This is a genomic window from Cupriavidus pinatubonensis (genome assembly GCF_019602855.1).
Classification (GTDB): Bacteria; Pseudomonadota; Gammaproteobacteria; order Burkholderiales; family Burkholderiaceae; genus Cupriavidus; species Cupriavidus pinatubonensis.
Map to the genome: position 1 here is coordinate 607,102 of NZ_CP080767.1, position 24,825 is coordinate 631,926.

At 66.1% G+C, this 24,825-nt stretch carries 20 protein-coding genes; 6 read left to right on the forward strand and 14 right to left on the reverse strand.

Annotated elements, in window-relative coordinates; translation table 11 throughout:
- Window positions 1-47: 47 nt before the first annotated feature.
- The 3 genes from dacB to K2O51_RS15325 all read right to left on the reverse strand — a co-directional run bounded on the left by dacB (window position 48) and on the right by K2O51_RS15325 (window position 3,021).
- The gene (gene dacB / locus K2O51_RS15315) at window positions 48-1,562 is read right to left on the reverse strand and encodes a D-alanyl-D-alanine carboxypeptidase/D-alanyl-D-alanine endopeptidase (RefSeq protein WP_011296753.1); all 1,515 of its coding nucleotides are present in this window, start codon (window positions 1,560-1,562) and stop codon (window positions 48-50) included.
- Window positions 1,563-1,634: 72 nt separating this feature from the next.
- Window positions 1,635-2,216, reverse strand: a complete 582-nt coding sequence (locus tag K2O51_RS15320) for a MarR family winged helix-turn-helix transcriptional regulator (RefSeq protein WP_011296754.1) — start codon at window positions 2,214-2,216, stop codon at window positions 1,635-1,637.
- Between the two features lie 355 nt (window positions 2,217-2,571).
- Window positions 2,572-3,021 (reverse strand): PACE efflux transporter, encoded by a 450-nt coding sequence (locus K2O51_RS15325; RefSeq protein ID WP_220631310.1) that lies wholly within the window; start codon window positions 3,019-3,021, stop codon window positions 2,572-2,574.
- A 106-nt stretch (window positions 3,022-3,127) separates the two neighbouring features.
- On the opposite strand from K2O51_RS15325, the gene K2O51_RS15330 reads away from it, so the two are divergent.
- The gene (locus K2O51_RS15330) at window positions 3,128-4,030 is read left to right on the forward strand and encodes a LysR family transcriptional regulator (RefSeq protein ID WP_041679478.1); all 903 of its coding nucleotides are present in this window, start codon (window positions 3,128-3,130) and stop codon (window positions 4,028-4,030) included.
- A 104-nt stretch (window positions 4,031-4,134) separates the two neighbouring features.
- Here the strand turns inward: K2O51_RS15330 and K2O51_RS15335 are convergent, their stop codons facing one another.
- Genes K2O51_RS15335 through K2O51_RS15350 form a run of 4 tightly spaced genes read right to left on the reverse strand, consistent with a single transcriptional unit; the run spans window position 4,135 to window position 13,549 of the window.
- Window positions 4,135-5,586 (reverse strand): efflux transporter outer membrane subunit, encoded by a 1,452-nt coding sequence (locus K2O51_RS15335; protein ID WP_425332997.1) that lies wholly within the window; start codon window positions 5,584-5,586, stop codon window positions 4,135-4,137.
- A gap of 8 nt (window positions 5,587-5,594) precedes the next feature.
- Complete coding sequence (locus K2O51_RS15340) at window positions 5,595-8,906, reverse strand: efflux RND transporter permease subunit (protein ID WP_011296758.1); 3,312 nt, start codon at window positions 8,904-8,906, stop codon at window positions 5,595-5,597.
- Window positions 8,903-12,043, reverse strand: coding sequence for an MdtB/MuxB family multidrug efflux RND transporter permease subunit (locus K2O51_RS15345; protein ID WP_011296759.1), 3,141 nt, complete (start codon window positions 12,041-12,043; stop codon window positions 8,903-8,905). Before K2O51_RS15345 ends, K2O51_RS15340 begins: the two co-directional genes overlap by 4 nt.
- Window positions 12,044-12,052: 9 nt before the next feature.
- Window positions 12,053-13,549: an MdtA/MuxA family multidrug efflux RND transporter periplasmic adaptor subunit gene (locus tag K2O51_RS15350; RefSeq protein WP_011296760.1), complete on the reverse strand. Its 1,497-nt coding sequence runs from the start codon at window positions 13,547-13,549 to the stop codon at window positions 12,053-12,055.
- 338 nt (window positions 13,550-13,887) lie between these two features.
- Here K2O51_RS15350 and K2O51_RS15355 point away from each other — a divergent pair, with 338 nt between their 5' ends.
- Together K2O51_RS15355 and K2O51_RS15360 are read left to right on the forward strand one after the other, a co-directional pair.
- Window positions 13,888-14,619, forward strand: coding sequence for a response regulator (locus tag K2O51_RS15355; protein ID WP_011296761.1), 732 nt, complete (start codon window positions 13,888-13,890; stop codon window positions 14,617-14,619).
- Window positions 14,620-14,674: 55 nt separating this feature from the next.
- Complete coding sequence (locus K2O51_RS15360) at window positions 14,675-15,949, forward strand: ATP-binding protein (protein WP_041679479.1); 1,275 nt, start codon at window positions 14,675-14,677, stop codon at window positions 15,947-15,949.
- Between the two features lie 24 nt (window positions 15,950-15,973).
- On the opposite strand, the gene plsY is transcribed toward K2O51_RS15360, so the two are convergent.
- The 6 genes from plsY to K2O51_RS15390 all read right to left on the reverse strand — a co-directional run bounded on the left by plsY (window position 15,974) and on the right by K2O51_RS15390 (window position 20,598).
- The gene (gene plsY, locus K2O51_RS15365; RefSeq protein ID WP_011296763.1) at window positions 15,974-16,582 is read right to left on the reverse strand and encodes a glycerol-3-phosphate 1-O-acyltransferase PlsY; all 609 of its coding nucleotides are present in this window, start codon (window positions 16,580-16,582) and stop codon (window positions 15,974-15,976) included.
- A 112-nt stretch (window positions 16,583-16,694) separates the two neighbouring features.
- Entirely contained in the window at window positions 16,695-17,186 is a 492-nt protein-coding gene (locus K2O51_RS15370) for an aminoacyl-tRNA deacylase (protein WP_220631311.1), read from the reverse strand.
- A gap of 39 nt (window positions 17,187-17,225) precedes the next feature.
- Window positions 17,226-18,143: a site-specific tyrosine recombinase XerD gene (gene xerD, locus K2O51_RS15375; RefSeq protein WP_220631642.1), complete on the reverse strand. Its 918-nt coding sequence runs from the start codon at window positions 18,141-18,143 to the stop codon at window positions 17,226-17,228.
- 62 nt (window positions 18,144-18,205) lie between these two features.
- Window positions 18,206-18,685 carry a methylated-DNA--[protein]-cysteine S-methyltransferase gene (locus K2O51_RS15380; protein WP_041679480.1) on the reverse strand — a complete coding sequence of 160 codons (480 nt, stop codon included), beginning with the start codon at window positions 18,683-18,685 and terminating at the stop codon, window positions 18,206-18,208.
- Window positions 18,686-18,836: 151 nt separating this feature from the next.
- Entirely contained in the window at window positions 18,837-19,805 is a 969-nt protein-coding gene (locus K2O51_RS15385) for a tripartite tricarboxylate transporter substrate binding protein BugE (protein WP_011296767.1), read from the reverse strand.
- Between the two features lie 112 nt (window positions 19,806-19,917).
- On the reverse strand, window positions 19,918-20,598 hold the full coding sequence (locus K2O51_RS15390) for a chalcone isomerase family protein (protein ID WP_011296768.1): 681 nt from the start codon (window positions 20,596-20,598) through the stop codon (window positions 19,918-19,920).
- Between the two features lie 116 nt (window positions 20,599-20,714).
- Here K2O51_RS15390 and K2O51_RS15395 point away from each other — a divergent pair, with 116 nt between their 5' ends.
- A complete protein-coding gene (locus K2O51_RS15395) occupies window positions 20,715-21,608 on the forward strand; it encodes an AEC family transporter (protein WP_041679822.1) in 894 nt (297 codons plus the stop codon).
- Here the strand turns inward: K2O51_RS15395 and queG are convergent.
- Window positions 21,601-22,782 (reverse strand): tRNA epoxyqueuosine(34) reductase QueG, encoded by a 1,182-nt coding sequence (gene queG / locus K2O51_RS15400; protein WP_011296770.1) that lies wholly within the window; start codon window positions 22,780-22,782, stop codon window positions 21,601-21,603. The genes K2O51_RS15395 and queG overlap by 8 nt on opposite strands.
- 16 nt (window positions 22,783-22,798) lie before the next feature.
- Here queG and tsaE point away from each other — a divergent pair, with 16 nt between their 5' ends.
- Complete coding sequence (gene tsaE / locus K2O51_RS15405) at window positions 22,799-23,320, forward strand: tRNA (adenosine(37)-N6)-threonylcarbamoyltransferase complex ATPase subunit type 1 TsaE (protein ID WP_041679482.1); 522 nt, start codon at window positions 22,799-22,801, stop codon at window positions 23,318-23,320.
- Complete coding sequence (locus tag K2O51_RS15410; RefSeq protein WP_011296772.1) at window positions 23,314-24,813, forward strand: N-acetylmuramoyl-L-alanine amidase; 1,500 nt, start codon at window positions 23,314-23,316, stop codon at window positions 24,811-24,813. Before tsaE ends, K2O51_RS15410 begins: the two co-directional genes overlap by 7 nt.
- The last annotated feature ends 12 nt before the right edge of the window (window positions 24,814-24,825 follow it).

The window sequence follows — 24,825 nt, forward strand, 5'->3', positions numbered from 1 at the left end:
TTGGCCGGCGCCCACGCCGGCCTGCGCATCCCCGTGCCGCTGGTGCTTCAGGGTGCGCCGCGATACACCCACTGCATCAGCGCATCATGGGCTTCCTGCGCCTGTGAGGCGTTCGGGTGGTTGATAAAGCTCACCACCACGTAACGTTCGCCATTGAGCGCATCGACATAGCCGGCCAGCGCGCGTACGTCCTGCAGCGTGCCGGTCTTGAGGTAAGCATTGCCGGCGGCGTTGGCGCGCGTGAGCCGGTTGCGCAAGGTGCCGTCGACGCCCAGGATCGGCAGCGAATCGACCAGCGTCGGCCCGACGTTGCTCGCGGCCGCCTGCTGCAGCAGCCGCGCCATGTCGTAGGCGCTGATACGTTCGTCGCGCGACAGGCCCGAGCCGTTGTCGAGCACCAGTCCCTGCATATCCAGGCCCTGGCGGCTCAGCCAGCGCTGCACTACGCGCGTGGAGCGCGCGGTGCTGGCCGGCCCGCTGCGATCCATCTCCGCGCCGATGGTCAGGAACAGCTGGCGCGCCATCACGTTGTTCGAATACTTGTTGATGTCGCGCACGATCGCGCCGAGCGGCTGGCCGTAGTGGCGCGCCAGCAGCACCGCGCCGCGCGGGACGGAGCCGCTGCGCATCGCCGGCACGTGCGTGAAACGGCCGCCCGCGGCCTGCCACTCGGCCACGAAGCCGCCCCACGTGAACTCGGCATGCGACAGCGCCGCGATATTGAGCACGTGCTCGCCGCAGTCGCTCGAATAGTTGCCCGAGAACGACGCCAGCACCGTGCCGTCGGCCTGCGGCGCCACGGTCGGCGTGGCGCTCGATTGCCAGTCGCCGCAGCGGCCATTGGTCAGCGTCAGGCGGTTGTCCAGGCGCAGTTGCGCGAGCGCCGGCGTGACCGAGACCGCCACGGTCTGGCTGGCATCGTTGGGGGTGAGCGTGAACGACAGCGTCTTGAACGCGTACAGCAGTGCGTCGGGGCTGACGTTGTACGCGCGCTGGACTTCGCCATCGATGGTGCCGTTCCCGTTCAGGCCATCGGCAAAGAAGCTGCGGTCAAGCACCAGGTCGCCATTGATCGTGGTGGCGCCGGCCGCGCGCGCGGTGGCGACGAGCTTGGCCATTTCCTCCGGCACCAGCTTCGGGTCGCCGCGTCCGCGCAGGTAGACATTGCCGTTGACCGTCCCGTCGCCGGCGGGCTGGCTGTCGGCATAGAGCGAGGTCTGCCAGCGGTAGTCGGGGCCCAGCAACTGCAGTCCGGCAAACGTGGTGACCAGCTTCATGGTCGAAGCGGGGTTCATCGGCTGCTGCGCGTTCCAGCTTGCGCGCGCCTGCGGCGCCCCGATTTTCACGACATAGAAACTGGCCGCGCTGGCCGGCACGTGCGCGCGCTGCAGCGCCGTGGCGACCGGGGCCGGCAAGCCGGCGCGTACGAGCGCACCATCCGCCCGCGCGCTGGCGGAAGTCTTGATCGCCTTGGCCGGGCGGGCCAGAACGGGCGGCTGGGTGGCGGCGAGCAGCAGGGCTGCCGCACAAAATACGGTGATTCTTTTTGGCATGGCGGCCATGTTAACGCATGGCCGGTGGCTGACGGATGACACCCGTGCCGGCGCTGATGGTTCAGTCAGACCGGCCTGCGGCTACTCCGGGCGCGGCGGCGCCAGGCGCGCGAGCAGCGACTTGAGCGTGGCCTGTTCCTGTTCGGTCAGCGCCGAGGCCACGTGCGCGTCATGGGCGATGACGGCCTGCTTCGCCGCCGCCAGCGTGCGCTTGCCCGCAGGCGTGAGCACCAGGCTGTAGGCGCGGCGGTCGCCGGGGGCAGGGCGCCGTGCGACCAGGCTCATCTCCTGCAAGGCATCGACGAGCAACACCGCACCGGACCGCGCAATGCCGAGGATATGCGCGAGTTCGGTCAGCTTCAGTTTGGGGTTGCGCGAGATGATCACCAGCGCGGAAAAGCGTGGCGGCGTGATCTGCCATTGCGCGAGCGACGCCACGAAATCTTCGTAGATGCGGATCTGCGCGCGGCGGATGGCATAGCCGATCAGGCTGTCGAGCACGCCGTAGTCGATATCCGGCACATGCGGATCGAAGCCGCCTTCGGCGCCTGCACCTCCCGCCGCGGGCTCGGCTGCAAGCGGGTCGGCCGGCTTGCGCAGCGTTCGCGCGGACCGTGTGACCTTCGATGTGCCAGCGGCGGCGTCCGACGAGTCAGGGCTCATTTGAGCAGCTTCCAGTTGCCATTCCCGAGCGTGAGCATAGCGCGCCCGCGCTGGTCAAAGCCATAGTGGTTTTGCAGGGGTGTCATGTGGCGGGGCCATCGTTGTCGTTGTTGCCGCGTGGCTCAGCGCCGGCTCGCCTGCAGCGACTGCGGATCGAAGCCCGCGAGCCGCTTGGAGCGCAGTGCAATGGCTTTCAGTTCGGCGCGCGGAATGACCTGTCCGATATCGGCAAAGCCGTGTGGCGCGCGTTCGTCTGTCCAATCAGCTCAAAATTTGTTATGGCGTATAACTATTTGAGAGGGGCCGGACAAGCCGCCAATGGATGGGGAAATGCCCGCGTGCGCGGGCCGGCGGGTCAGCCCAGCGCGGTGCCGCCTTCCGGCTTTGCCTTCAGCGACGGCACCGGGAAGACGATGTCATACAGCCAGTTGTAGATCAGCGCGTAGACCATGTAGAAGCCGGCTACGGCGATATCCATGATCAGTGCATCGAGCAGGCTGATGTCCAGGTACCACGCCACCGACGGCAGGAATACGATCAGCAGCCCCAGTTCGAACAGGATGGCGTGCAGAACGCGCACAATGACCGACTTGCGCAACTGCCCGGTGAACCGAAGCATGGCCTTGTCAAAGAGCAGGTTGTAGAGATAGTTCCAGCCGGCGGCGATCAGCGAGGCCACCGCGCCGATCAGTCCCATCTGGTGCAGCTCGTACCCGAACACCCAACTCGCGAGCGGGGCAAACGCCAGCAGGCCGATGACTTCAAAGCCAATGGCGTGGCGGATCCGGTCACGGGTGTCGCGCATGAGACTCTCCTGCAAATGAAGCGATGGGATGGAGTCTATCTGGTTTGACGGGATTGCCAAGTTAGGTAGTATCGCAAAATCCGATACATCATCCGCAGCATCCATCATGTCGCTTTCCATCGACCAGTTGCAGGCTTTTGCCGCGGCAGCCGAAACCGGCTCGTTCTCTGCCGCTGCGCGCAGGCTCGGCAAGGCGCAGTCGGTCATCAGCGCGGCGGTGGCCAATCTCGAGATCGACGTTGGCAACGCGCTGTTCGACCGTACTGGTCGCTATCCCGTCCTGACGCCGGTCGGCGAGCGTCTGCTGGCAGAGGCGCGGGTGATCCTGGAGCGCTGCGAGCACTTTCGCGGCGTGGCCATGAGCCTCGGGGAGGGCGTGGAGACCCGCCTTGTCCTGGCTGTGGACGAACTCTATCCGGAAGAAACGCTTGGCGGGCTGCTGGAAGAATTCTCGGGCCTGTTTCCCGCCGTCGAGCTGGAGTTGCTGTTTCCACTGATGGAGGACGTCAGCCGGCTGGTGCTGGAAGGCGGCGCTGACCTCGGCATCATGTGGCGACAGGAGGTCCTGCCGCCGGCGCTCGGCTTTCACGCGCTCGGGTGGGTGCCGATGCAGCTGGTATGTGCGCCCGATCATCCGCTGGCTGGCGGCCAGCGGATCGACTGGGAAGAGCTCAAGCGCTACCGTCAGCTGATGGTCGCTACGCGGACCGACAGCGAGGAAAAGATGCGGCTGCGGGTGGCCTCCGATGTGTGGTGGGTGGAAAGCCAGTGGGTGATTGTCGAACTCGTCAAACGCCGACTTGGCTGGGCCTTTGTGCCGTGGCACGTCGTGGCGAACTCGCCCGCTGCGGCGAAACTGGTATCGCCGCCCTTGGCGTTTCAGGAACAGGATTGGCCGGTGGCGATGGAGCTTGTCTGGCTCAAGCAGCGGCCGGCTGGGAAGGCGGCCCGGTGGTTAAGGGACAGGATTTGTGGGCAGGTCTTGCCGCGGCCGAGTGGGGTGAAGTGATGGGAGGGCGCGTTCACACCATCTTCTTGTCGCTCGGACAAGAAGTAAGTCGCCGGCTACGCCGGCGAAACAGCGGCACTAGCCAAGAACGATAACCACGCAAATCACCGCTGTCCCACAGTCTCCACCCCACCATCCCCCTGATGCCACCCCCCGCCGAGCGCCTTGATCAGCACCACGCTAGCGGTGTATTGGCGTCCCATCAGGGTCAACGCAGTCCGCTCCGCCGTATAAGCCGTCGTCTGGGCGACCAGCACATCAAGCAAGCTGGCGGTGCCGGCGCGATACCGGTTATTGACGAGCGCTAACGCCTCCCGCGCCGCCCGTACCGCATCATTCTGCACAACCGATTCCTGCTCCAGCAGCCGCTGCGCAGCAAGGTTGTCCTCAACCTCCTGGAACGCCCCCAACACCGTCTGCCGATAGTTGGCCACGGTCTGGTCATAGGCCGCCACCGCCTGCGCCTTCGCAGCACTGCGCAGCCCACCATCAAACAGCGTCCCAGTCAGCCCGGCACCCACCGACCAGATCCTGTCGGGCAGCGACACCCAGCGCGCAAGCGTGCTCGCAGTCAGCCCGCCGCTGGCGGACAGCGACAGCGTCGGATAGTACGCAGCCTGTGCCACGCCGATCTGCGCATTCGCGGACGCCATCCGACGCTCGGCCGCACCAATGTCCGGCCGCCGTTCCAGAAGCTGCGACGGCACGGCCACCGGCACACGCGGCGGCGTGGAAGCGAAATCAGCCTGCCCGACCGACAGTTCCGCAGGCGGCTTGCCGATCAGCACGGCGATCGCATGTTCGAGCTGCGCGCGCGTGATCTGGATATCGAGCTGCTGCGCCTGCGCGCTCTTGAGCTGCGTTTCGGACTGCAGCACGTCAGACCTTTGCGCCGTGCCGGCCTTGTACTGGTTCTGGACCAGCTGCAGCGATTTCGCGTAGTCCGCCACCGTGCGGTCCAGTAGCGCTTTTTGCGCGTCGGCGATGCGCAGCAGGAAATAGCTTTGCGCGAGCGTTGCTTGCGTCGACAGCAGCGTCGAGGCAAGGTCTGCCTGGCTTGCCTGCGCGTTCGCTTCGCTGCTTTCCACCTGGCGACGTACGCGACCCCAGACGTCGAGTTCCCACGTGGCGCCGAGTGTGACGCTTTGGCCGCTGATCGTATTGCCGCTTGCGCCGCGCGCGCGCGACACGCCGGCCTGGGCATCGACGGTTGGGAAGAAGCCGGCCCGCGCTGCCTGCAGCGATGCCAGCGCCTGCCGGTACTGCGCCTCGGCGGCCTTGATGTTCTGGTTCGAGATCTGTACCTGCGACATCAGCCCGTCGAGCTGGCTGTCGCCGAATACCTGCCACCATTGTGGGCGGGCGTGCGCGTCCTGCGGCTCGGCGGTCTTCCACTCGCCGGTCCACCCTTCGGCGTCGGCGGGGGCTTCCTTGAAAGCGGGCGATGTCGGCGCGTCGGGCCGCTGGTAATCGGGGCCGACGGCGCAGCCGGCGAGCAGGAGCGCGCAGGCCAGCGGCACGGCGCCAAGGGAGAGGAAACGGGAAAGCGGATTCATCTTCATCATCAGGATTCGGTGCCGGCAGCCGGTGCGGAGCCGTGCGGGTTGCCGCGGCGGCGTTCGCGCCAGGCCTTCACTTTCAGGCGCCAGCGATCCAGCGTCAGGTAGACCACCGGCGTGGTGTACAGGGTCAGCAGTTGGCTCACCACCAGCCCGCCCACGATCGAGATGCCCAGCGGCGCGCGCAGCTCGGCACCGTCGCCACGGCCGATGGCCAGCGGTATCGCGCCCAGCAGCGCCGCCATGGTCGTCATCAGGATCGGGCGGAAGCGCAGCAGGCAGGCGCGGTGGATGGCATCGCGCGGGGACAGGCCTTCGCGCCGCTCTGCATCGATCGCGAAGTCGATCATCATGATCGCGTTCTTCTTCACGATGCCGATCAGCAGGATCACGCCGATCAGCGCGATGATGCTGAACTCCGTCTTGAACGCGAGCAGCGCCAGCAGCGCGCCCACGCCCGCCGAGGGCAGCGTGGACAGGATCGTCAGCGGATGGACGTAGCTTTCGTACAGCACGCCGAGCACGATGTAGATCGTGATGATCGCAGCGAGAATCAGGATCGGCTGGCTCTTTAGCGAGTCCTGGAACGCCTTGGCGCCGCCCTGGAAGTTCGCCTGCAGCGTCTCGGGCGCGCCGATCTGCGCCATGGCGCGCTTGATCGCATCGGTGGCCTGCGACAGCGAGAAGCCTTCTGCAAGGTTGAACGAGATCGTCGACGCCGCGAACTGGCCCTGGTGGTTCACGCCCAGAGGCGTACTGGTAGGCATCACCGAGGCGAACGCGGACAGCGGCACGCGGCGGCCGTTGCCCGTGACCACGTAGATATCGTGCAGCGCTTGCGGTCCCTGCAGGTACTCCTGGCTCAGCTCCATGACGACGCGGTACTGGTTGAGCGGGTTGTAGATGGTCGATACCAGGCGCTGGCCGAACGCGTCGTTGAGCACGGCGTCGACCTGCTGCGCCGTCACGCCGAGGCGCGATGCCGCGTCGCGGTCGATGATGACCGAGGTCTGCAGGCCCTTGTCGTTGGTGTCGGTGTCGACGTCTTCGATGCCCTTGATGTTGGAGATCGCTGCGCGCACCTTCGGCTCCCAGTCGCGCAGCACCTGCAGGTCGTCGGACTGCAGGGTGAACTGGTATTGCGAACTGCTCTGCCGACCGCCGACACGGATGTCCTGTACGGCCTGCAGGAACAGGTTGGCGCCCGGCTCCTTGGACAGCTTGACGCGCAACCGCGCAATGATGGCGTCGGCGCTTTCCTTGCGTTGCGACAGCGGCTTGAGCGTGACGAACATCTGGCCGGTATTGCGCTGCGAACCGCCGGTGAATCCGGTGACGTTCTCCACCGCCGGATCTGACTGGACGATCCGGATGAAGTTGTCCAGCTTGGGCTGCATGGCCTGGAACGAGGTAGCCTGGTCCGCGCGGATAAAGCCGATCAGCCGGCCCGTGTCCTGCTGCGGGAAGAAGCCCTTCGGCACGATCACGTAGAGCCACACATTGAGTGCCACGGTGGCCAGCAGGACCAGCCACACGACCGCGCTGTAGCGCAACGCGACGGCCAGCGTGCGTGCGTAGCTGTCATGCAGCCAGCGGAACACGTGTTCGCTCGCGCGGAAGAAGCGGCCCCGTTCTTCCTCGGGCACAGGCGTGCGCAGCAGGCGTGCGCACATCATCGGCGTGGTCGTCAGCGACACTACCAGCGAAACCAGGATCGACACCGACAGCGTGATCGCGAATTCCTGGAACAGGCGTCCGACAATGCCGCCCATCATCAGCAGCGGAATGAACACCGCGATCAGCGACAGGCTCATCGACAGCACCGTGAAGCCGACTTCACGGGCACCGCGCAGCGCGGCGGCCAGCGGCTTCATGCCTTCCTCGATATGGCGCGAGATGTTCTCGAGCACCACGATCGCATCGTCCACCACGAAGCCGGTGGCAATCGTCAGCGCCATCAGCGACAGGTTGTTCAGCGAGAACCCCGCCAGGTACATCACCCCGAACGTGCCGATCAGCGAAACCGGCACTGCCACGCTGGGGATGAACGTCGCGCGCACATTGCGCAGGAACAGGAACACCACCATGATCACCAACGCCACCGAGATCATCAGCGTGTGCTCGACTTCACGCAGCGACGCACGGATGGTCGGCGTGCGGTCCATCATCACTTCCATCGAGATGGCCCCGGGGATCATCTTCTGCAGCGTTGGCAGCATGTCGCGCACGCGGTCGACGGTCTCGATGATGTTCGCGCCCGGCGAGCGGTTGAGCACCAGCAGCACGGACGGCTTGCCGTTGGCGGAGCCCGCGTTGCGGATGTCCTGCACCGAGTCGACGACGCTTGCCACGTCCTGCAGGCGCACGGGCACGGCGAAGGAATTGGGACCGCTCGTCGTGTTGTTGCCGCCCGTGGCGCCACTGGTGACGGTGGTCGTGCCGCTGCTGGTCGTGATGGTGGTCACGGTCACACCGTTGACGACCTTGGTGCTCACGCCGCCCACTGCGGTCGCATTCGCGGTGCTGGCGATCAGCGCGCCGGCCGATGCCGACGAGAACGTGCCCGGCGTGGCGTAGCGGATGATCAGCGGCATGTAGTCGCTCGCCTTCATCGCCTGGTCGTTGGCGTAGACCTGCCAGTTGTTCGTGCGGTTCTCGACCGTGCCCAGCGGCCGGTTGGCGTTGGTGGCGCTGATGGTATTGCGCACATCCTCGAGCGAGATGCCGTACTTGTTCAGCGCCGTCGGGTTCAGTTCGACGCGCACCGCCGGCAACGACGAACCGCCAATCGTTACCTGGCCAACGCCTTCCACCTGCGACAGCTTCTGCGAAAGGATGGTCGACGCCGCGTCATAGAGCTGTCCACGCGTCATGGTCGGCGACGTCAGCGCAATGATCATGATCGGCGCGTCGGCCGGGTTCACCTTGCGGTAAGTCGGGTTGTTCGGCAGGCTGGTCGGCAGCGTCGCGCGCGACGCATTGATGGCCGCCTGCACATCGCGCGCGGCGCCGTCGATGTCGCGCGACAGGTCGAACTGCAGCGTCACGCGGGTCGAGCCGAGCGAGCTGCTCGACGTGATTTCCGTCACGCCCGCGATGGTGCCCAACGCGCGTTCCAGCGGCGTGGCCACCGTGGCGGCCATGGTCTCGGGGCTAGCGCCGGGCAGCGATGCCGAGACCGAAATGGTCGGGAAATCCACCTGCGGCAGCGGCGACACCGGCAGCAGCCGCAGCGCCGCCAGGCCCGCCAGCAAGATGCCGATGGTGAGCAGCGCCGTCGCGACCGGCCGGTGGATGAAGGTGGCGGACAGGTTCATCGCGGCCCCGCTGACGACGGATCGCCTTCATCGGTGCCGCCTTCTTCCGGATCACCGAAGCGGCGCTTGCGCCAGTCCTTGAGGCGGAAAGCCACGCGGTCGAAGGCCAGGTAGATCACCGGCGTGGTGAACAGCGTCAGCACCTGGCTCACGAGCAGGCCGCCGACCATGGTCACACCGAGCGGGCGGCGCAGTTCCGAGCCGATGCCGGTGCCGAGCATCATGGGCAGTGCCGCGAGCAGTGCGGCCATGGTGGTCATCAGGATCGGGCGGAAACGCAGCAGGCAGGCCTGGAAGATCGCCTCGCGCGGGGCCATGCCGCCTTCGCGCTCGGCTTCGAGCGCGAAGTCGATCATCATGATCGCGTTCTTCTTGACGATACCGATCAGCAGGATGATGCCAATGATCGCGATGATGCCGAGGTCCTGCCCCGCGAGCAGCAGCGCCAGCAGCGCGCCCACGCCGGCCGACGGCAGCGTGGACAGGATGGTCACCGGATGGATCGTGCTTTCATACAGCACGCCCAGCACGATATACATCGTCACCACGGCGGCCAGGATCAGCCACAGCGTGTTGGACAACGACGCGCGGAACGCCAGCGCGGCGCCCTGGAACTCGGTTTGCATCGAGATCGGCAGGCCCAGCTCGTTTTCCACCTTGGTGATCTTGTCGACCGCGGCGCCCAGCGATTCGCCCGGCGCCAGGTTGAACGAGATGGTCGCGGCCGGGAACTGGCCCTGGTGGTTGATCACGAGCGGACCCGTCCGTTCACTGATGCGCGCGAACGCGCCCAGCGGCACTTGTCCGCCGGACGAGGAGGGCAGGCGCAGTTCGGCGAGCGACTGCGGGTCCTTGCGGAACTCGGGCATGGTTTCCAGCACCACGCGGTATTGGCTCGACTGCGTGAAGATGGTCGATACCAGCCGCTGGCCGAATGCGCTGTACAGCGCGCTGTCGATCACGGCAGTCGTGATGCCGAAACGCGCGGCGGCGTCGCGATCGATGTCTACGTAGGCGCGCAGGCCGTTGTTCTGCTGATCGCTGGCGACATCGCGCAGTTCGGGCTCCTGGCGCAGGCGCTCGACCAGGCGCGGCACCCACGTCGCCAGGTTCTGCGGATCGGGGTCTTCCACCGTGAACTGGTACTGCGTGCGCGCGACGCGGTCTTCGATCGTCAGGTCTTGCACCGGTTGCGTGTACAGCGAGATGCCGCCGAGCTTTTCCACCGCGTGCTGCAGGCGCTGCGAGACCACGTCGATCGAATCGCGCTCGCCCTTGGGCTTGAGGTTGATCAGCATGCGCCCGGCGTTGAGCGTGGTGTTGGAGCCGTCCACGCCGATGAACGACGATACGCTCGCCACAGCAGGGTCTTCCGCGACCACCTTCGCCGCGGCCTGCTGCTTGATGCCCATGGCCTGGAACGAGGTGGTCTGCGTGGCTTCGGTGATGCCCTGAATCAGGCCGGTGTCCTGCACCGGGAAGAAGCCTTTGGGCACGAGCATGTACAGCAGCACGGTCAGCACCAGCGTGGCGACAGCGACCACCAGCGTTGCCTTCTGCCGATCCAGCACCCATTCGAGCGCCACGCCGTAGCGGTGGATCACGTTGTCGAAGAAACGCCCGGTCGCCTTGTGGAAGCGCGACTGCTGGTCTTCCGGCACATGGCGCAGCAGCCGCGCGCACATCATCGGCGTGAGCGTCAGCGACACCACGGCCGAGATCAGGATCGACACCGCCAGCGTGATCGCGAACTCGCGAAACAGGCGGCCGACCACATCGCCCATGAACAGCAGCGGGATCAGCACAGCCACCAGCGAAAACGTCAGCGAGATGATGGTGAAGCCGATCTGCTTCGAGCCCTTGAGCGCGGCTTCCATCGGGGAATCGCCTTCCTCGATGTAGCGCATGATGTTCTCGATCATGACGATGGCGTCGTCAACGACGAAGCCCGTGGCGATGGTCAGCGCCATCAGCGTCAGGTTGTTGATCGAGAAGCCGGCCATGTACATCACGCCGAACGTGCCGACGAGCGACAGCGGCACCGCCACACCGGGGATGATGGTGGCGGAGACGTTGCGCAGAAACACGAAGATGACCATCACCACGAGTGCGATGGCCAGGAACAGCTCGAATTCCACGTCATGCACCGACGCGCGAATTGTCGTCGTGCGATCGGTCATGAGCTGCGCGTGGACCGAAGCCGGCAGCGCGGTCTGCAGCTGCGGCAGCAGCGTCTTGATACGGTCCACCACCTCGATCACGTTGGCGCCCGGCTGGCGCTGGATATTGAGGATGATCGAAGGGTTGCCGTTGGCCCAGGCGGCCAGCCGGTTGTTTTCGGGACCGTCGACGATCTCGGCGACGTCGGTGATGCGGATCGGCGCGCCGTTCTGGTACGCGATGATGATCTGCTTATACTCGTCGGCCGAACGCAGCTGGTCGTTGGCGTCGATGGTGGAAGCGCGCGCCGGGCCGTCGAAGCTGCCCTTGGCGCCGTTCACGTTGGCCGCGCCGATGGCTGTGCGCAGGTCATCGATCGACATGCCCAGCGACGCGAGCGCGGTGGGGTTCGCCTGGATGCGCACGGCGGGGCGCTGCCCGCCGCTGATCGTGACCAGACCCACGCCCTGGATCTGCGAAATCTTGGCCGCTACGCGGGTGTCCACCATGTCCTGCAGCTTGGGTAGCGGCAGCGTGTCGGACGTCATCGCAATGGTCATGATCGGCGCGTCGGCCGGATTGACCTTGCTGTAGACCGGCGGCATCGGCAGGTCCGACGGCAGCAGGTTGCTGCCGGCATTGATGGCCGCCTGCACCTCCTGCTCGGCCACGTCCAGCGGCAGCGTCAGTTCGAACTGCAGCGTGATCACCGACGCGCCGCCCGACGAGGACGACGACATCTGCTTGAGCCCCGGCATCTGCCCGAACTGCCGCTCCAGCGGCGCGGTGATCGACGAGGTCATCACGTCGGGGCTCGCGCCCGGATAGAGCGTGGTGACCTGGATGGTGGGGTAGTCCACCTCGGGCAGCGCGGACAGCGGCAGCAGCCGGTAGGCCACCAGCCCCGAGAGCAGGATGGCCAGCATCAGCAGCGCCGTGGCTACCGGGCGCTCGATGAAGAGGCGTGACGGGTTCATGCGGATTCCTTACGGCTGGCGGCGCGGAGCAGGAGCCTCGGCCGCGGCGCCGCTCGCATCGGCGCCGGACCCGGCACCTTCGCGCTGGCGGCGATGTTCACCCTGCGGCGCGCTGGCGCCGCGCTCTCCACGTTCTCCTTGAGCGCCGCTGGCGCCGCCCCAGCTGCCGCCATCGCGGCGGCGTCCGCGCCCGCGCGGCTGGCTGGCCGGCACGAGTTGGGCCGCGCGGGCGGCCGGGTCCACAGCTTCCACGGTCATGCCTTCCTTGAGGCGATCGGCGCCGTCCACTACCACGCGCTGGCCGGGCTCCACGCCCTTGAGCACAGCGGTACGGTTGCCGTCGCTGGGACCGAGCGTGACGACCTGCACCCTGACCTTGCTGCTGTCGTCGACGACGTAGACGAAGGTGCCTTGCTGTCCGCGCTGCACGGCCGCGACCGGGATCACGGTCGCGTCCTTGAGCGTGTCCACGCGCGTGCGCACATTGACGAACTGGTTAGGGAACAGCATGCCGTCGGCGTTCGGGAAGATGGCCTTCATCTTGACCGTGCCGGTGGTGGTGTCGATCTGGTTGTCGGTGGTCAGCAGCGTGCCGTCGCCAAGCTGGTTGCGCATCTGGCGGTCCCAGGCCTGCACCGGCATTTTCTCGCCCGAATTGAGCTTTTTCAGCACAGCGGGCAGGCTGTCCTCGGGAATGGTGTAGAGCACGGCAATCGGCTGGATTTGCGTGATCAGCGCAATGCCGTTGGTATCCGACGTATTGACGATATTGCCGGGATCCACCTGGCGCAGGCCGATGCGGCCCGACACCGGCGCCACGACCTTGGTGTAGCCGAGCTGCAACCGCGCATTGTCCACATTGCCCTGGTCGGTCTTGACCACGCCTTCATACTGGCGCACCAGCGCATCCTGCGTATCGACCTGCTGGCTGGAAATCGAATCCTGCTGCAGCAGCGTGCGGTAGCGCTTCTGGTCCAGCCGTGCGTTCTGCAGCAGCGCCTGGTCGCGCGCGAGCTGGCCCACGGCCTGGTCGAACGCGGCCTGGAACGGACGCGGGTCGATTTCCGCGAGCACGTCGCCGGCCTTGACCATCTGGCCTTCCTTGAACAGCACCTTGAGCAGCGGCCCCGACACCTGGGCGCGCACGGTGACGTTGGACACGGGTGTGACGTTGCCCAGGCCGTTCAGGGTCACGTCCATGTCGCGCTGCGCGACCGTGGACACGACCACCGGTGAGCGCGGGGCACCGGGGCCGCCCGGCCCGCCGCGGCCACCGGCGCCCGGGCCACTTGCGCCCCCCGGCCCGCCGGGCCCGCGCGCGCCCTGTGTCCCCTGTGCGTCCGCACCGGCGCCGCGATGGCTGTACCAGTACCAGCCGCCGCCGGCAAGCAGTACGACGAGGGCCGCGGCGATCAGCTTGCGCCGTGGCGAACCGGCCGGGCCGGGGACCTCCGGCGGGCGGGACGGCGGGATAGGTTGTTGTTGGCCTTGTTCGGGGTTGGGCATTTCCGGAATCCTGGAAGCGGCGCGCAATGCGCCGGCGTTCTTCGCGCCGTCGTGGGCGCGGCGATGCTGCAGTATGCCGCATCAGGTGCGGCACTCGCCCCATCTGGCGTGGGGTTCTGCCCAAGCGGGCAGCGGCCTTGTGGGTTTGGCCGCGGCAGAGTAAGAACCGGGTTCTGAACCTGCCATGCCGCAAGGATAATGTGAGACGCCGGATGCACGTGTTTCCGCGAAGCCCGCGTTTATTACAGAGAATTACCAGCCCCGCCTGTGTAATCTCCAGAAACAAAGCCGCGAGCCGGATTCGGCAGGACAGCGGCCAGCCTGACTATCATGTGCCTATGCGAACGAACCAGCCCACCCAGATCCTTGTCGTCGACGACGACCCTGAATTGCGCGATCTGCTGCGCGAGTACCTGACCCAGCAAGGGTTTGCGGTCTCGGTACTGCACGATGGCGATGGCCTGCAGGCGCGCCTCGAGCGCGAGCGCCCGGCGCTGATCGTGCTGGACCTGATGATGCCGAAGGTCGATGGACTGACTGCACTGCGCAATCTGCGTGCCAAGAACGACGACATTCCGGTGATCCTTTTGACCGCGCGCAGCGACGAGATCGACCGCATCGTCGGCCTCGAGATCGGCGCCGACGATTACCTTGGCAAGCCGTTTTCGCCACGCGAGCTGCTCGCGCGCATCAATGCCGTGCTGCGCCGCAAGCTCGCACGGCCGGCGGCCGCACCGGAAGACCGCGAATCGATCGCGTTCGGGCCGTTCCGCGTGAACTTCCGCCAGCGCTCGCTGCAGCGAGCGGGCCAGGTGCTGTCGATCAGCGACACAGAATTCGCGCTGCTCAAGCTGCTGCTGATGCATCCGCTCGAAGTGCTCTCGCGCGAGCGCATTGTTGAGCTGATGTATGGCACCGCCAGCGGCATCAGCGACCGCGGCATCGATGTGCAGATCTGGCGCTTGCGCCGGCTGCTCGACGAAGACGCTCAGCGCCCGCGCTACATCCAGACCGTGCGCGGACGCGGCTACACGTTCGTACCGGACGAAGCCGAAGAAATTCCGCAGTAACGCCTGTCGCCTCTGTCGCCCGTCCGGCGGCAGGGCGGCAATGACGAGTCCTGACATGAAGTTGCGTATTGATACCCTGTTTGGCCGCATAGCACTGCTGATTGCCGCCGTGCTGGTGATCAGCCATTTCTCGTGGCTGGCAATCCTGCGCATGGACCGGCGCCAGCAGCAGGTCGACTATTCGGTCGAGCAGATGCTGTTCCAGTTCGCCAGCATCCAGCGCGCGCTCGACGCGCGCCCGCCCGTGCCGCTGCCAAGCCTGGTCGAAGTGGCCAGCGAGGCCAGTGCCGAACAACATACCGTCGTACCCAAGGGCCGCTCGCGACGGCTCGTGGAGCAGTTCATCACGCGGCTGCCGCAGGGCACCGAGATCCGGGTCGAAGACGAAGCCACGCCGCGGCTGTGGATCAAACTGCCGACGCGCAGCAACTGGATCGCGATGCCGATCCTGTGGGTCCACAATCCGCCGCCCGACAACCGCCTGGTGCCGGGCGTGATGCTCGTGGTGGGCGTCGCCATCATCTTTGCACTGCTGATTGCATGGCAGATCCAGCGGCCCGTGCGCGATATGGCGGCCGCGGCCGAGCAGCTTTCACGCCAGCAGCCGGTGGCGCCGCTGCGCGAACGCGGGCCGCATGAACTGCGCCAGCTGATCGAGCGCTTCAACCGCATGGTGGCGGACCTCACCCGTATCGACCAGGAGCGCAACACCATGCTGGCCGGCATCGCGCACGACCTGAAAACGCCGCTCGCACGGTTGCGGCTGCGTGCCGAGATGCTGTCCGACCCGAAGGCCGCGGCAGGCGTCACGCGCGATGTCGAATCCATGTCGGCGATCGTGGAGCAGTTCCTGAGCTTTGCGCAAAGCAGCGAGCCGACGGCGCGGCCGGTGCCGGTGGATCGGCGTATCCACGAGCTCGCGGCGTCGCTGGCCGAGCAGGAACGGCAGGTGGTGCTGTCGCTGAACGCCGGCGAGGGCTTCCGCATGATCGCGACGCAGCTCGACCGCATCGTCGGCAACCTCGTCGACAATGCTTACGCCTACGGCCAGGCGCCGGTGTGCGTGGCGACCTCTCGTACGGCCGAAGGCTTCTGCCTTACGGTGGAAGACCAGGGACCGGGTATTCCGGACGCTGACATGGAACGCGTCACACTGCCGTTCGTGCGGCTCGATCCGGCACGCGGTGGTAACGCGCATTCGGGACTGGGACTGGCGATCGTAGATCGCCTGGTGCGGCAGGCGGGAGGGAGGTTGTCGCTCCTCAACCGAGCCGAAGGCGGCCTGCGCGTGGAGATGCAGTTCCCGGTGTCGATGGCGCAGGCAGCCTGATCACCCGCGCTCCAGGGAACGCGTTCAGACCTTCTTCTTCTCGCCGATGCGGCTTTCCTTGCCGGTCAGCAGCTTGGCAATGTTCTGGCGGTGGCGCGCGATCAGCAGGATGGCGATGATCAGCACGGCGCCGGCCATGGCGTCGATGCCTTCCATGAGCACGTAGAAGACCGGCGCGAAAATCGCCGCGACCAGCGCGGCCAGCGACGAATAGCGGAAGAAGAACGCGATGATCACCCAGGTCGCCAGCGTGGCCAGCCCCAGGATCGGGTTGATCGCCAGCAGGACGCCCGCCGCAGTGGCCACACCCTTGCCACCGGCAAAGCGGTGGAACACCGGGAACAGGTGGCCCAGGAACACGGCCAGTGCGACCATCGCCAGGCCATTGTCATCGAGACCGTAGGCAGGCCCGAAGCGGCTCGCCAGCCAGACCGCCAGCCAACCTTTGAGCCCGTCGCCGATCAGCGTGAAAATCGCCGCCTTCTTGTTGCCGGTGCGCAGCACGTTGGTTGCGCCGGGATTGCCGGAACCGTAGGTGTGCGGATCAGGCAGGCCCATGACCTTGCTGACGACGACGGCGAAGGACACCGATCCGATCAGGTAGGCGGCGAGGGCGAAGAGCAGGTTGGCCATGAGGGGATACGCGCGGCAGTGACTGCCTTGTCTGGAATTGGCGGGATTGTAGCGCGGCGGCGGGGTCGCCACGACCGTGACTTCCCCAATATCCGCGAGCGGCGCGGGCGGTTCAGTCAGGCAGCGCGCATTCCACGGCCTTCGCATCGGCCAGCGTGGTCAGCAGCTTCGGGTCCAGGCTGACCAGATAGCCGCGCCGGCCGCCGTTGATATAGATCTTCTCCAGCGCCAGTACCGTCGACTCGACATAGACGGGCATGCGCTTCTTTGTGCCGAATGGCGACGTGCCGCCCACCATGTAGCCGCTGTGCCGCTGCGCGACCTCGGGCTTGCAGGGCTGCACGCTCTTGCAGCCGATCTGGCGCGCCAGGTTCTTGGTGGAGACCGAACAGTCGCCATGCATCAACACGACCAGCGGCTGCGCGCGCTCGTCTTCCATGATCAGCGTTTTGACGACATCGTGCTCCGGCACGCCGAGCTGACGGGCGGATTCGCCGGTGCCGCCGTGGTCCACGTAGTCGTACGGATGCTCGCCGAAGGCGACGTTGTGGCGGCGCAGGAACTGCGTGGCCGGGGTTTCGGAGATATGTTTCGCTTTGCTCATTGTCGCTTCTCGTCGCGCCAGGGGCGAGCCCGGCTCGTCTTACCCGCGTGGATGGTGCTGCTGGTGCAGTTCGCGCAGCCGTTCGCGCGCCACGTGGGTGTAGATCTGTGTAGTGGAGATATCGGCATGGCCAAGCAGCAGTTGCACCACGCGCAGGTCGGCGCCGTGGTTCAGCAGGTGCGTGGCAAACGCATGCCGCAGCGTATGCGGCGACAGCGGCGCGGTAATGCCGGCATCGCGCGCATGGCGCTTGATCAGGTGCCAGAACGCCTGACGCGTCATGCCCTCGCCACGCTGCGTGACGAATAGCGCGTCGCACGCGCGGCCGGCAAGAAGGGCAGGGCGCGCGCTCCCCAGATAGCGGCGCAGCCAGTCGCTGGCCTGCATGCCGAAAGGCACCAGCCGCTCCTTGTCGCCCTTGCCGCCAACCACGCGCGCAACGCCTTCGTTCAGGCCGATCTCGACGGTTTTCATCTGCGTCAGCTCCGACACGCGCAGTCCGCTCGCGTACATCAGCTCGAGCATGGTGCGGTCGCGCAGGCCGAGCGGCGTGGTGGTGTCGGGCGCTTCGAGCAGCGCTTCAACCTGCGCTTCGCTTAGCGTCTTGGGCACGCGCGGCGGCTGCTTGGCGGGGCGCAGCAGGATGCACGGATCGGCCTCGATCATTTGCTCGCGCAGTGCCCACTGGTAGAAGCGGCGGAATACAGCGAGCCGGCGGTTCGAGGATGAGGCGCGGGTCTCGGGGTGCCGCGCCAGGAAATAGGCGTTCAGTTCCGTGTCGCCGATGCCCAGCAAGCCGCCATTGCCGGACTGATGCAGCCAGCGCGCGAGCATCGACAGATCGCGCCGATAGGCGTCCATGGTGTTGCGCGACAGGCCATCCTCTAGCCACAGTGCGTCGCAGAAACGGCTGACGAGATCGAGTTCGGGGGCGATGGCCGCATCGAGGGCGACCATCTCCGCATCGGCATGCACCGCGCGCGGCTTGCGTGTGGTCTGGCTTGCGCCGGCCGGGCGCTTCATATCAGCATGGCGCCTTCATGGCGCAACAGCCAGCGTTTCACTTCCAGATGGAAACCGTCCTCGGCATGGTGGGCAAAGCCGCCGATGCCGCTGGCAGACACCACGCGATGGCACGGAATCACGATCGGCAGCGGGTTCTGCCCGCAAGCCTGCCCCACCGCCCGCGCGACGCCCCCAAGCTTGCGCGCGATATCGCCATACGTAGTCAGGCCGCCGCGCGGCACCGCGCAGATCGCTTGCCACACCTGCTGCTGGAACGGCGTGCCGGCAATGGCCAGCGGCACATCAAAGGTCGCGCCGGCATCGGCGTAATAGGCATCCAGCTGCGCGGCAAGGCGCAGAATCACGTCACTGCGCGGCGCAATGCTTTCGACGTCCTCAGGCAGATAAAAAATCTCCCGGATCCGCACATCGTCGGCACGCACGCCGACCTTGCCAAAAGGCGCAGGAAGAATGGCGTCGAAGGGAGCAGGCATGGCAATAGCATCGAGGGAAGCCTGGATTTTAATCGTTTTACCGGGATTGACGGCAACCGAGGCGAGGGACCCGAAGAACCCATTCACGCGATAAGGCAACCCAAAAGAAAAAGCCGCCCGCAGGCGGCCAGTACAAGGCAAAGAGAGCCTTTTACTGCTCCAACTTAATATTCTGCACCTTCACCAGATTCTTCATCTTGTCGAACTCCTTCTTGATCTCCGCCGCATGCTGCGCCGGTGAGTTACCCGAAGGCTCGGCGCCCGCGGCACGCAGACGTTCCTGGAAACCCTTGTCCTGTAGCGCCTTCACCGCAGCTTCATTGAGCTTCTTGATCACATCGTCAGGCGTGCCGGCAGGCGCCACCAGGCCATACCACGCCGGATCGTTGGGCTCCTTCAGCCCCATCTCGCCAAAAGTCGGCACGTCCGGGAGCGAATCGAGCCGCTTGTTCCACGCCACCACGATCGGGCGCAGCTTGCCGGCCTTGATGTAAGGCATCGACGAGGGCAGGTTATCCACCATGATCGGCACCTGGCCGGCCAGCACGTCGTTCAGCGCCGGGCCCGCGCCACGGTACGGGATATGCACCATGAAGGTCTTGGTCGATACCTTGAACTGCTCGCCCAGCATGTGGCCGAACGCGCAGGTGCCCGACGTGGCGTATGAATACTTGCCCGGATTGGCCTTCAGCACGGCGAGGAACTCCTTGTAGTTCTTGGCCGGGAAGTTCGGGTTCACCGCGATCACGTTGGCCACGTTGGCCAGGTTCGTGACGGGCTTGAAGTCCTTGATCGGGTCGTACGACAGCTTCGGGTTGCAAGCCGGGTTCACGGCCATGGTCGAGACGGTCGAGATGCCGATCGTGTAGCCGTCCGGGGCAGCCTTGGCGATGGCGTCGGCGCCGATCGAGCCGCCGCCGCCGGCGCGGTTTTCCACCACGACGGGCTGGCCGAGAATGCGGCTCATCTGGTCAGCGGCGCCGCGGCCGACGATGTCGGTGGTGCCGCCAGGCGCAAACGGAATGATCAGGCGGATGGGCTTGCTCGGAAAGCTCTGCGCTTGCGCAATGGAGGCCGCGGTGGCCAGGGCGAGGGTCAGGGCAATTTTGCCAGCTTGCATGAGATCGAATCTCCCGTCAGGAAAGTCCGGGCTGGGGGTGATGCCCGGAAGAAAACGCCGCTGCCTTGCCGCAGGTGGCGGCAAGGCAGCAGCAACATCTGGTCAGGCGGGCTCAGCCACCCAGCAGGCCGCGTTTGACGTCCCGGTCCACGGGATGTTCGCCGAGGAAGACGCGCAGCACGGCCTGGTAGAAGTCGTCGCCGGGAATCGGGCGGCCGCGCGGGGTGCCGTTGATGGCGACCACCGTACCGGCGTCCGGCGAAAAGTCGAAATTGATCACGTCGCCCTTGCGCGCCGTGCCGACCTGATCAATGGTGTGTTCGAACTGGACCATCCGCGCTGACAGCATCTGCATCTGCAGTTCGCTGTGGTTTTCACGCATGCCTTTCTGGATGGCCCGTGAAAGTGCGGTGGGTTCGACTTCGCGCAGCATGCGGAGCTGCAACCGCTTGGTACCCGGCGTGCCGAGTACCACAGTGGCGTTGCGGCCCTTCTCGGGCAGGTAGAGCGCCGCCACATAACCCTTGAGCAGCAGTCCCGAACGCAGCGCCGTGCCATTGAGCTGCAGTACCTTGCCTGACACGCGGGCCGCGTCGTCAAAGCGCAGCCCCTCGATTTCCGTCGCACCAGCCGGCACCAGGACGCCAAACGCCACGCCCGCGGCGAGCATGGCCAGCAGACGGCGCGGGGTCTGGCGGGGTCGTGAAAGCGGGTGCGGGGCGCTAAGCGGGCCCGACGATGGCGAGTTACGGCGGTGCAGCATAGGGGGCAGGCGTACAACTTGGTATGCCATGCTGGCTCATTTCTGGAAAAATACCTATCCGGATCTGCCCTAGTCTGCACATTCCGTCTCTTTTCCCCGCAGTGCCAGGCGGCCCCGGCCGCGACAATAACGACAACATTCACGAGATGTCTTCCGCCCTCCTGCTGGTTCCCGACTTCAGCCTGATCCTGATCGGCTGGTTGCTGGTCCGTTATTCACCATTCGACCGTGCCTTCTGGGGTGGTGTGGAGCGCCTGGTTTATTTCGTGCTGTTTCCCGCGCTGCTGCTGCAGTCGACCAACAGCGCGGTGTTCGATTTTTCATCGACCTCGGCCATGCTCGGGCTCGCGCTCACTGTCATGGCGTTCGGCATGGTTGGCGGCTACGCCGTCAAATGGGTGCTGCGCCCTGACGCCGTGGATTTCGCCTCGGGCCTGCAGACGGCGTTCCGCTTCAACTCGTATATCGGACTGGCGCTGGCCTCGCGCCTCGGTGGCAGCGAAGGGCTCGCGCTGATGGCCGTAATCGTGGGCTGCACGGTGCCGCTGTGCAATGTGGCCGCGGTCTGGGCGCTGGCGCGCCATGGCGATACGCGGCTGTGGAAAGAGCTCGCGCGCAATCCGCTGATCCTCGCTACCGCCGGCGGACTGCTGACCAATTTGCTGGGGCTGCACGCGCCCGAGGTACTGGCCATGACACTGAACCGGCTGGGCTCGGCATCGACGGCGCTCGGCCTGATGACGGTGGGCGCAGGACTGCAGATGAGCGGCGCGACCGGTACCGTCGGCCCCGTCGCGTGGTGGACCGGCATCAAGCTGCTGGCCATGCCGTGCCTGGCCTGGCTGGCAGGCCGCCTGCTGCCGCTGACGGAGTTGCAGTACCAGATCGTGGTGCTGTACGCCTCGCTGCCCACGGCATCGAGCGCCTATATCCTCGCCGTGCGCATGGGCGGCAACGGGCCCATGGTGGCCGCGACGATATCGGTGATGACGGTCGCGGCGATCGTGACTACGCCGATCTGGCTCGCTCTGGTCAGCTGACGGCCCGGCCCTGCGCGAGGGCCCAGTCGAGGTGCTCGCGCACGAGCGGCGTGGCATCGGCAAGACGGCTTTCCAGCGCTGTGCGAATGCGCTCAGCGAGTTCGCGGTCCTGGGGGCGTTGACCCGAAGCCGCGGCGCGCAGGCTGTTGCCGAGTCCCACAGCAAGATTGCGCAACCAGCGTTCATGGCCGATACGGCGGATCGGGCTGCCTTCCAGGCGCAGGTTGAACTCGGCCTCGGTCCACAGGAACAGGTCGACCATGTCGGCGGCGTCGAAGCCGTTGCGCACATCGAAATCGGGCAGCGTGGCCCGGTGCGCGAACTTGTTCCACGGGCAGGCGAGCTGGCAATCATCGCAACCGTACACGCGGTTGCCCATCGGTGCGCGAAATTGCTCGGGGATCGGGCCCTTGTGCTCGATGGTCAGGTAAGAAATACAACGGCGTGCGTCGAGCTTGTAGGGTGCGAGGATCGCGCGCGTCGGGCAGATGTCGATGCAGCGGTGGCAATTGCCGCAATGCGACGCTTCGGGCGGATCGGCGGGCAACGGGATATCGACCAGGATCTCGCCAAGGAAGAACATCGAGCCGCCGTCGCGGTCCAGCAGCAGCGTGTGCTTGCCGCGCCAGCCGAGGCCGCCCTGGCTGGCCAGCGCGACTTCCATCACCGGCGCCGAATCGGTAAAGACGCGATAGCCGAACGGGCCGATGGCGCCCTCGATGCGGCTCGCGAGCTGCTGGAGCCGGTTGCGCAGCACCTTGTGGTAGTCGCGGCCCCGCGCATAGAGCGAAAGCACGGCAGTCGAGGGATCGTCGAGTCTCGCCAGTTCGTGCCGGCGCCAGTCCGGTGTGGCCGGGGCTGGGAGATAGGGCATGCGCGCGACGATCGCCCGCACCGTTCCGGGCACGAGTTCCGCGGGACGGGCGCGCCGAGGGCCATGGTTCGCCATATAATCCATGTCGCCGTGGTACCCCTGCGCCAGCCATGCCATTAGCCCGGGCTCGGCATGGCCGAGATCGACGTCGGCGATCCGCACCGAGGCAAAACCGAGTTCGGTGCCCCAGTCCCGGATCGATTGCACGAGCGCCTCCAGGCCGTCTGTGCCGGCTGCATCGGCAGCGGCTGCAGGCAGTGGAACGGGAGCGCCTGGCGCTTCGGATGCTCGCTCTGTCATCCCTGAATTGTACGCAATGCCCCTGCTCGAAGAACGTTCCCTGACGCTGACCGACGAAGCCGCCACCGCGCGCCTCGGTGCCGCGCTCGCCGGCGTGGTGCGCGAGTTGCCGCCCACGACCGTGCATGTGCAGCTCTCGGGCGACCTGGGGGCGGGCAAGACCACGCTGTCGCGCGCGATCCTGCGGGCGCTGGGCCATGCGGGCAAGGTCCGCAGCCCGACCTATACGCTGTGCGAGCCCTACGACGTCGCGCGCGCCGATGGTTCGCCGCTTACTGTCTACCACTTTGACCTGTACCGGTTTGCCGATCCGGAAGAGTGGATCGATGCCGGATTCCGCGACTGCTTCGCCGAACCGGCGTTCAATCTCGTCGAGTGGCCCGAGAAGGCCGGCCGACTGCTCGGGGAACCGGATCTGCACGTGTTGCTCCAATCGGACATGCCCGCTGCCGATATGAGCGATACGGCAGCCGAGCGGCGGATCGCGACGTTGCGCGCCTATACTCCCACTGGAATTACCTTGCTGAACGCATGCTGATCAAGCGACTCGCCACCGACCGACCCGATGGACCCGACGGACTGCTGCAGGCCCGGCGCAAATGGATCGCGCAATGCCTGAAATTCAGCGCCGGCACGGCCGTGCTCACGCTGGCGGGGCCGCAGCTGGTCTTTGGCGCTGGCATCGTCGCGGTACGTGTCTGGCCCGCGGAAGACTACACCCGCGTCACGATTGAATCCGACACGCCACTGGTTGCGGTGCACCGGATGGTGCGTGATCCGGACCGGCTGGTGGTGGACATCGACGGTCTCGACCTCTCGCCCACGCTGCGCGAACTCGTGGCCAAGATCACGCCGAACGACCCGTATATCCAGACCGTGCGCGTCGGCCAGAACCGCCCGCGCGTGGTCCGCATGGTGTTCGACCTCAAGGAAAACGTCGCGCCGCAGGTGTTCACGCTGCTGCCGATCGGCAGCTACAAGAACCGCCTGGTGTTCGACCTGTACCCGGTCAATCCGCCTGATCCCCTATGGAAACTGGTGCGCGACACCGAGGAAAAGCAACGCCGCTTCGCCACCAGCGCGTCGCCGACTGGTGCCGATGGTGTGGCCGGTGCCCCTGCCGGCGCCGAGGAAGATGCCATCGGCGCGCTGGTGCGCAAGTTCGATGAAAAGGGCGATGTGCCGGCAACCACGGCGCCACCGCCCGCCATTGCCGCGGCCAAGCCGCCGAAGCCATCAGTGCCGGTCGTGCCCAAGCCCAACGCGCCGGTGGTGCCGCCCGTCGCGCAGAACGACCCGACCGCGGAGCGTCCGTTCAAGATGCGCCGCCTGCTGACGGTGGCGATCGATCCGGGCCATGGCGGTGAAGATCCCGGCGCCATCGGCGCCTCGGGCTCGCGCGAAAAGGACGTGGTGCTGCAGATCGCGCATCGCCTGCGCGCGAAGATCGACGCGCAGCCGAATATGCGTGCCATGATGACGCGCGACGCGGATTTCTTCGTGCCGCTGAACGTACGCGTGCAGAAGGCGCGGCGCGTGCAGGCCGATTTGTTCGTGTCGATCCACGCCGATGCGTTCCTGTCGCCGGAAGCGAAGGGCGCCTCGGTGTTCGCGCTGTCCGAGCGCGGGGCGTCGAGCACGGCCGCGCGCTGGCTTGCCAACAAAGAAAACTCATCCGACCTGATCGGTGGCGCCAACCTCAACAAGGACGCGCAGGTCGCCCGCGTGCTGCTGGACCTGTCCACCACGGCGCAGATCAACGACAGCCTGCAGGTAGGCAAGGCGGTGCTGCAGGAAATCGGCGGCATCAACCGCCTGCACAAGGGCAGCGTGGAACAGGCGGGGTTTGCGGTGCTGAAGGCGCCGGACATTCCGTCGATCCTCGTCGAGACCGCGTTCATCAGCAATCCCGAGGAAGAGCGCAAGCTCAATGACGATTCGCATCAGGAGCAGCTCGCTAATGCGATCTTGCGCGGGATTCGGAGCTACTTTGCGAAGAATCCACCGTTGTCGAAAAATCCGTCGGTTTGATGGGGGCGAGGC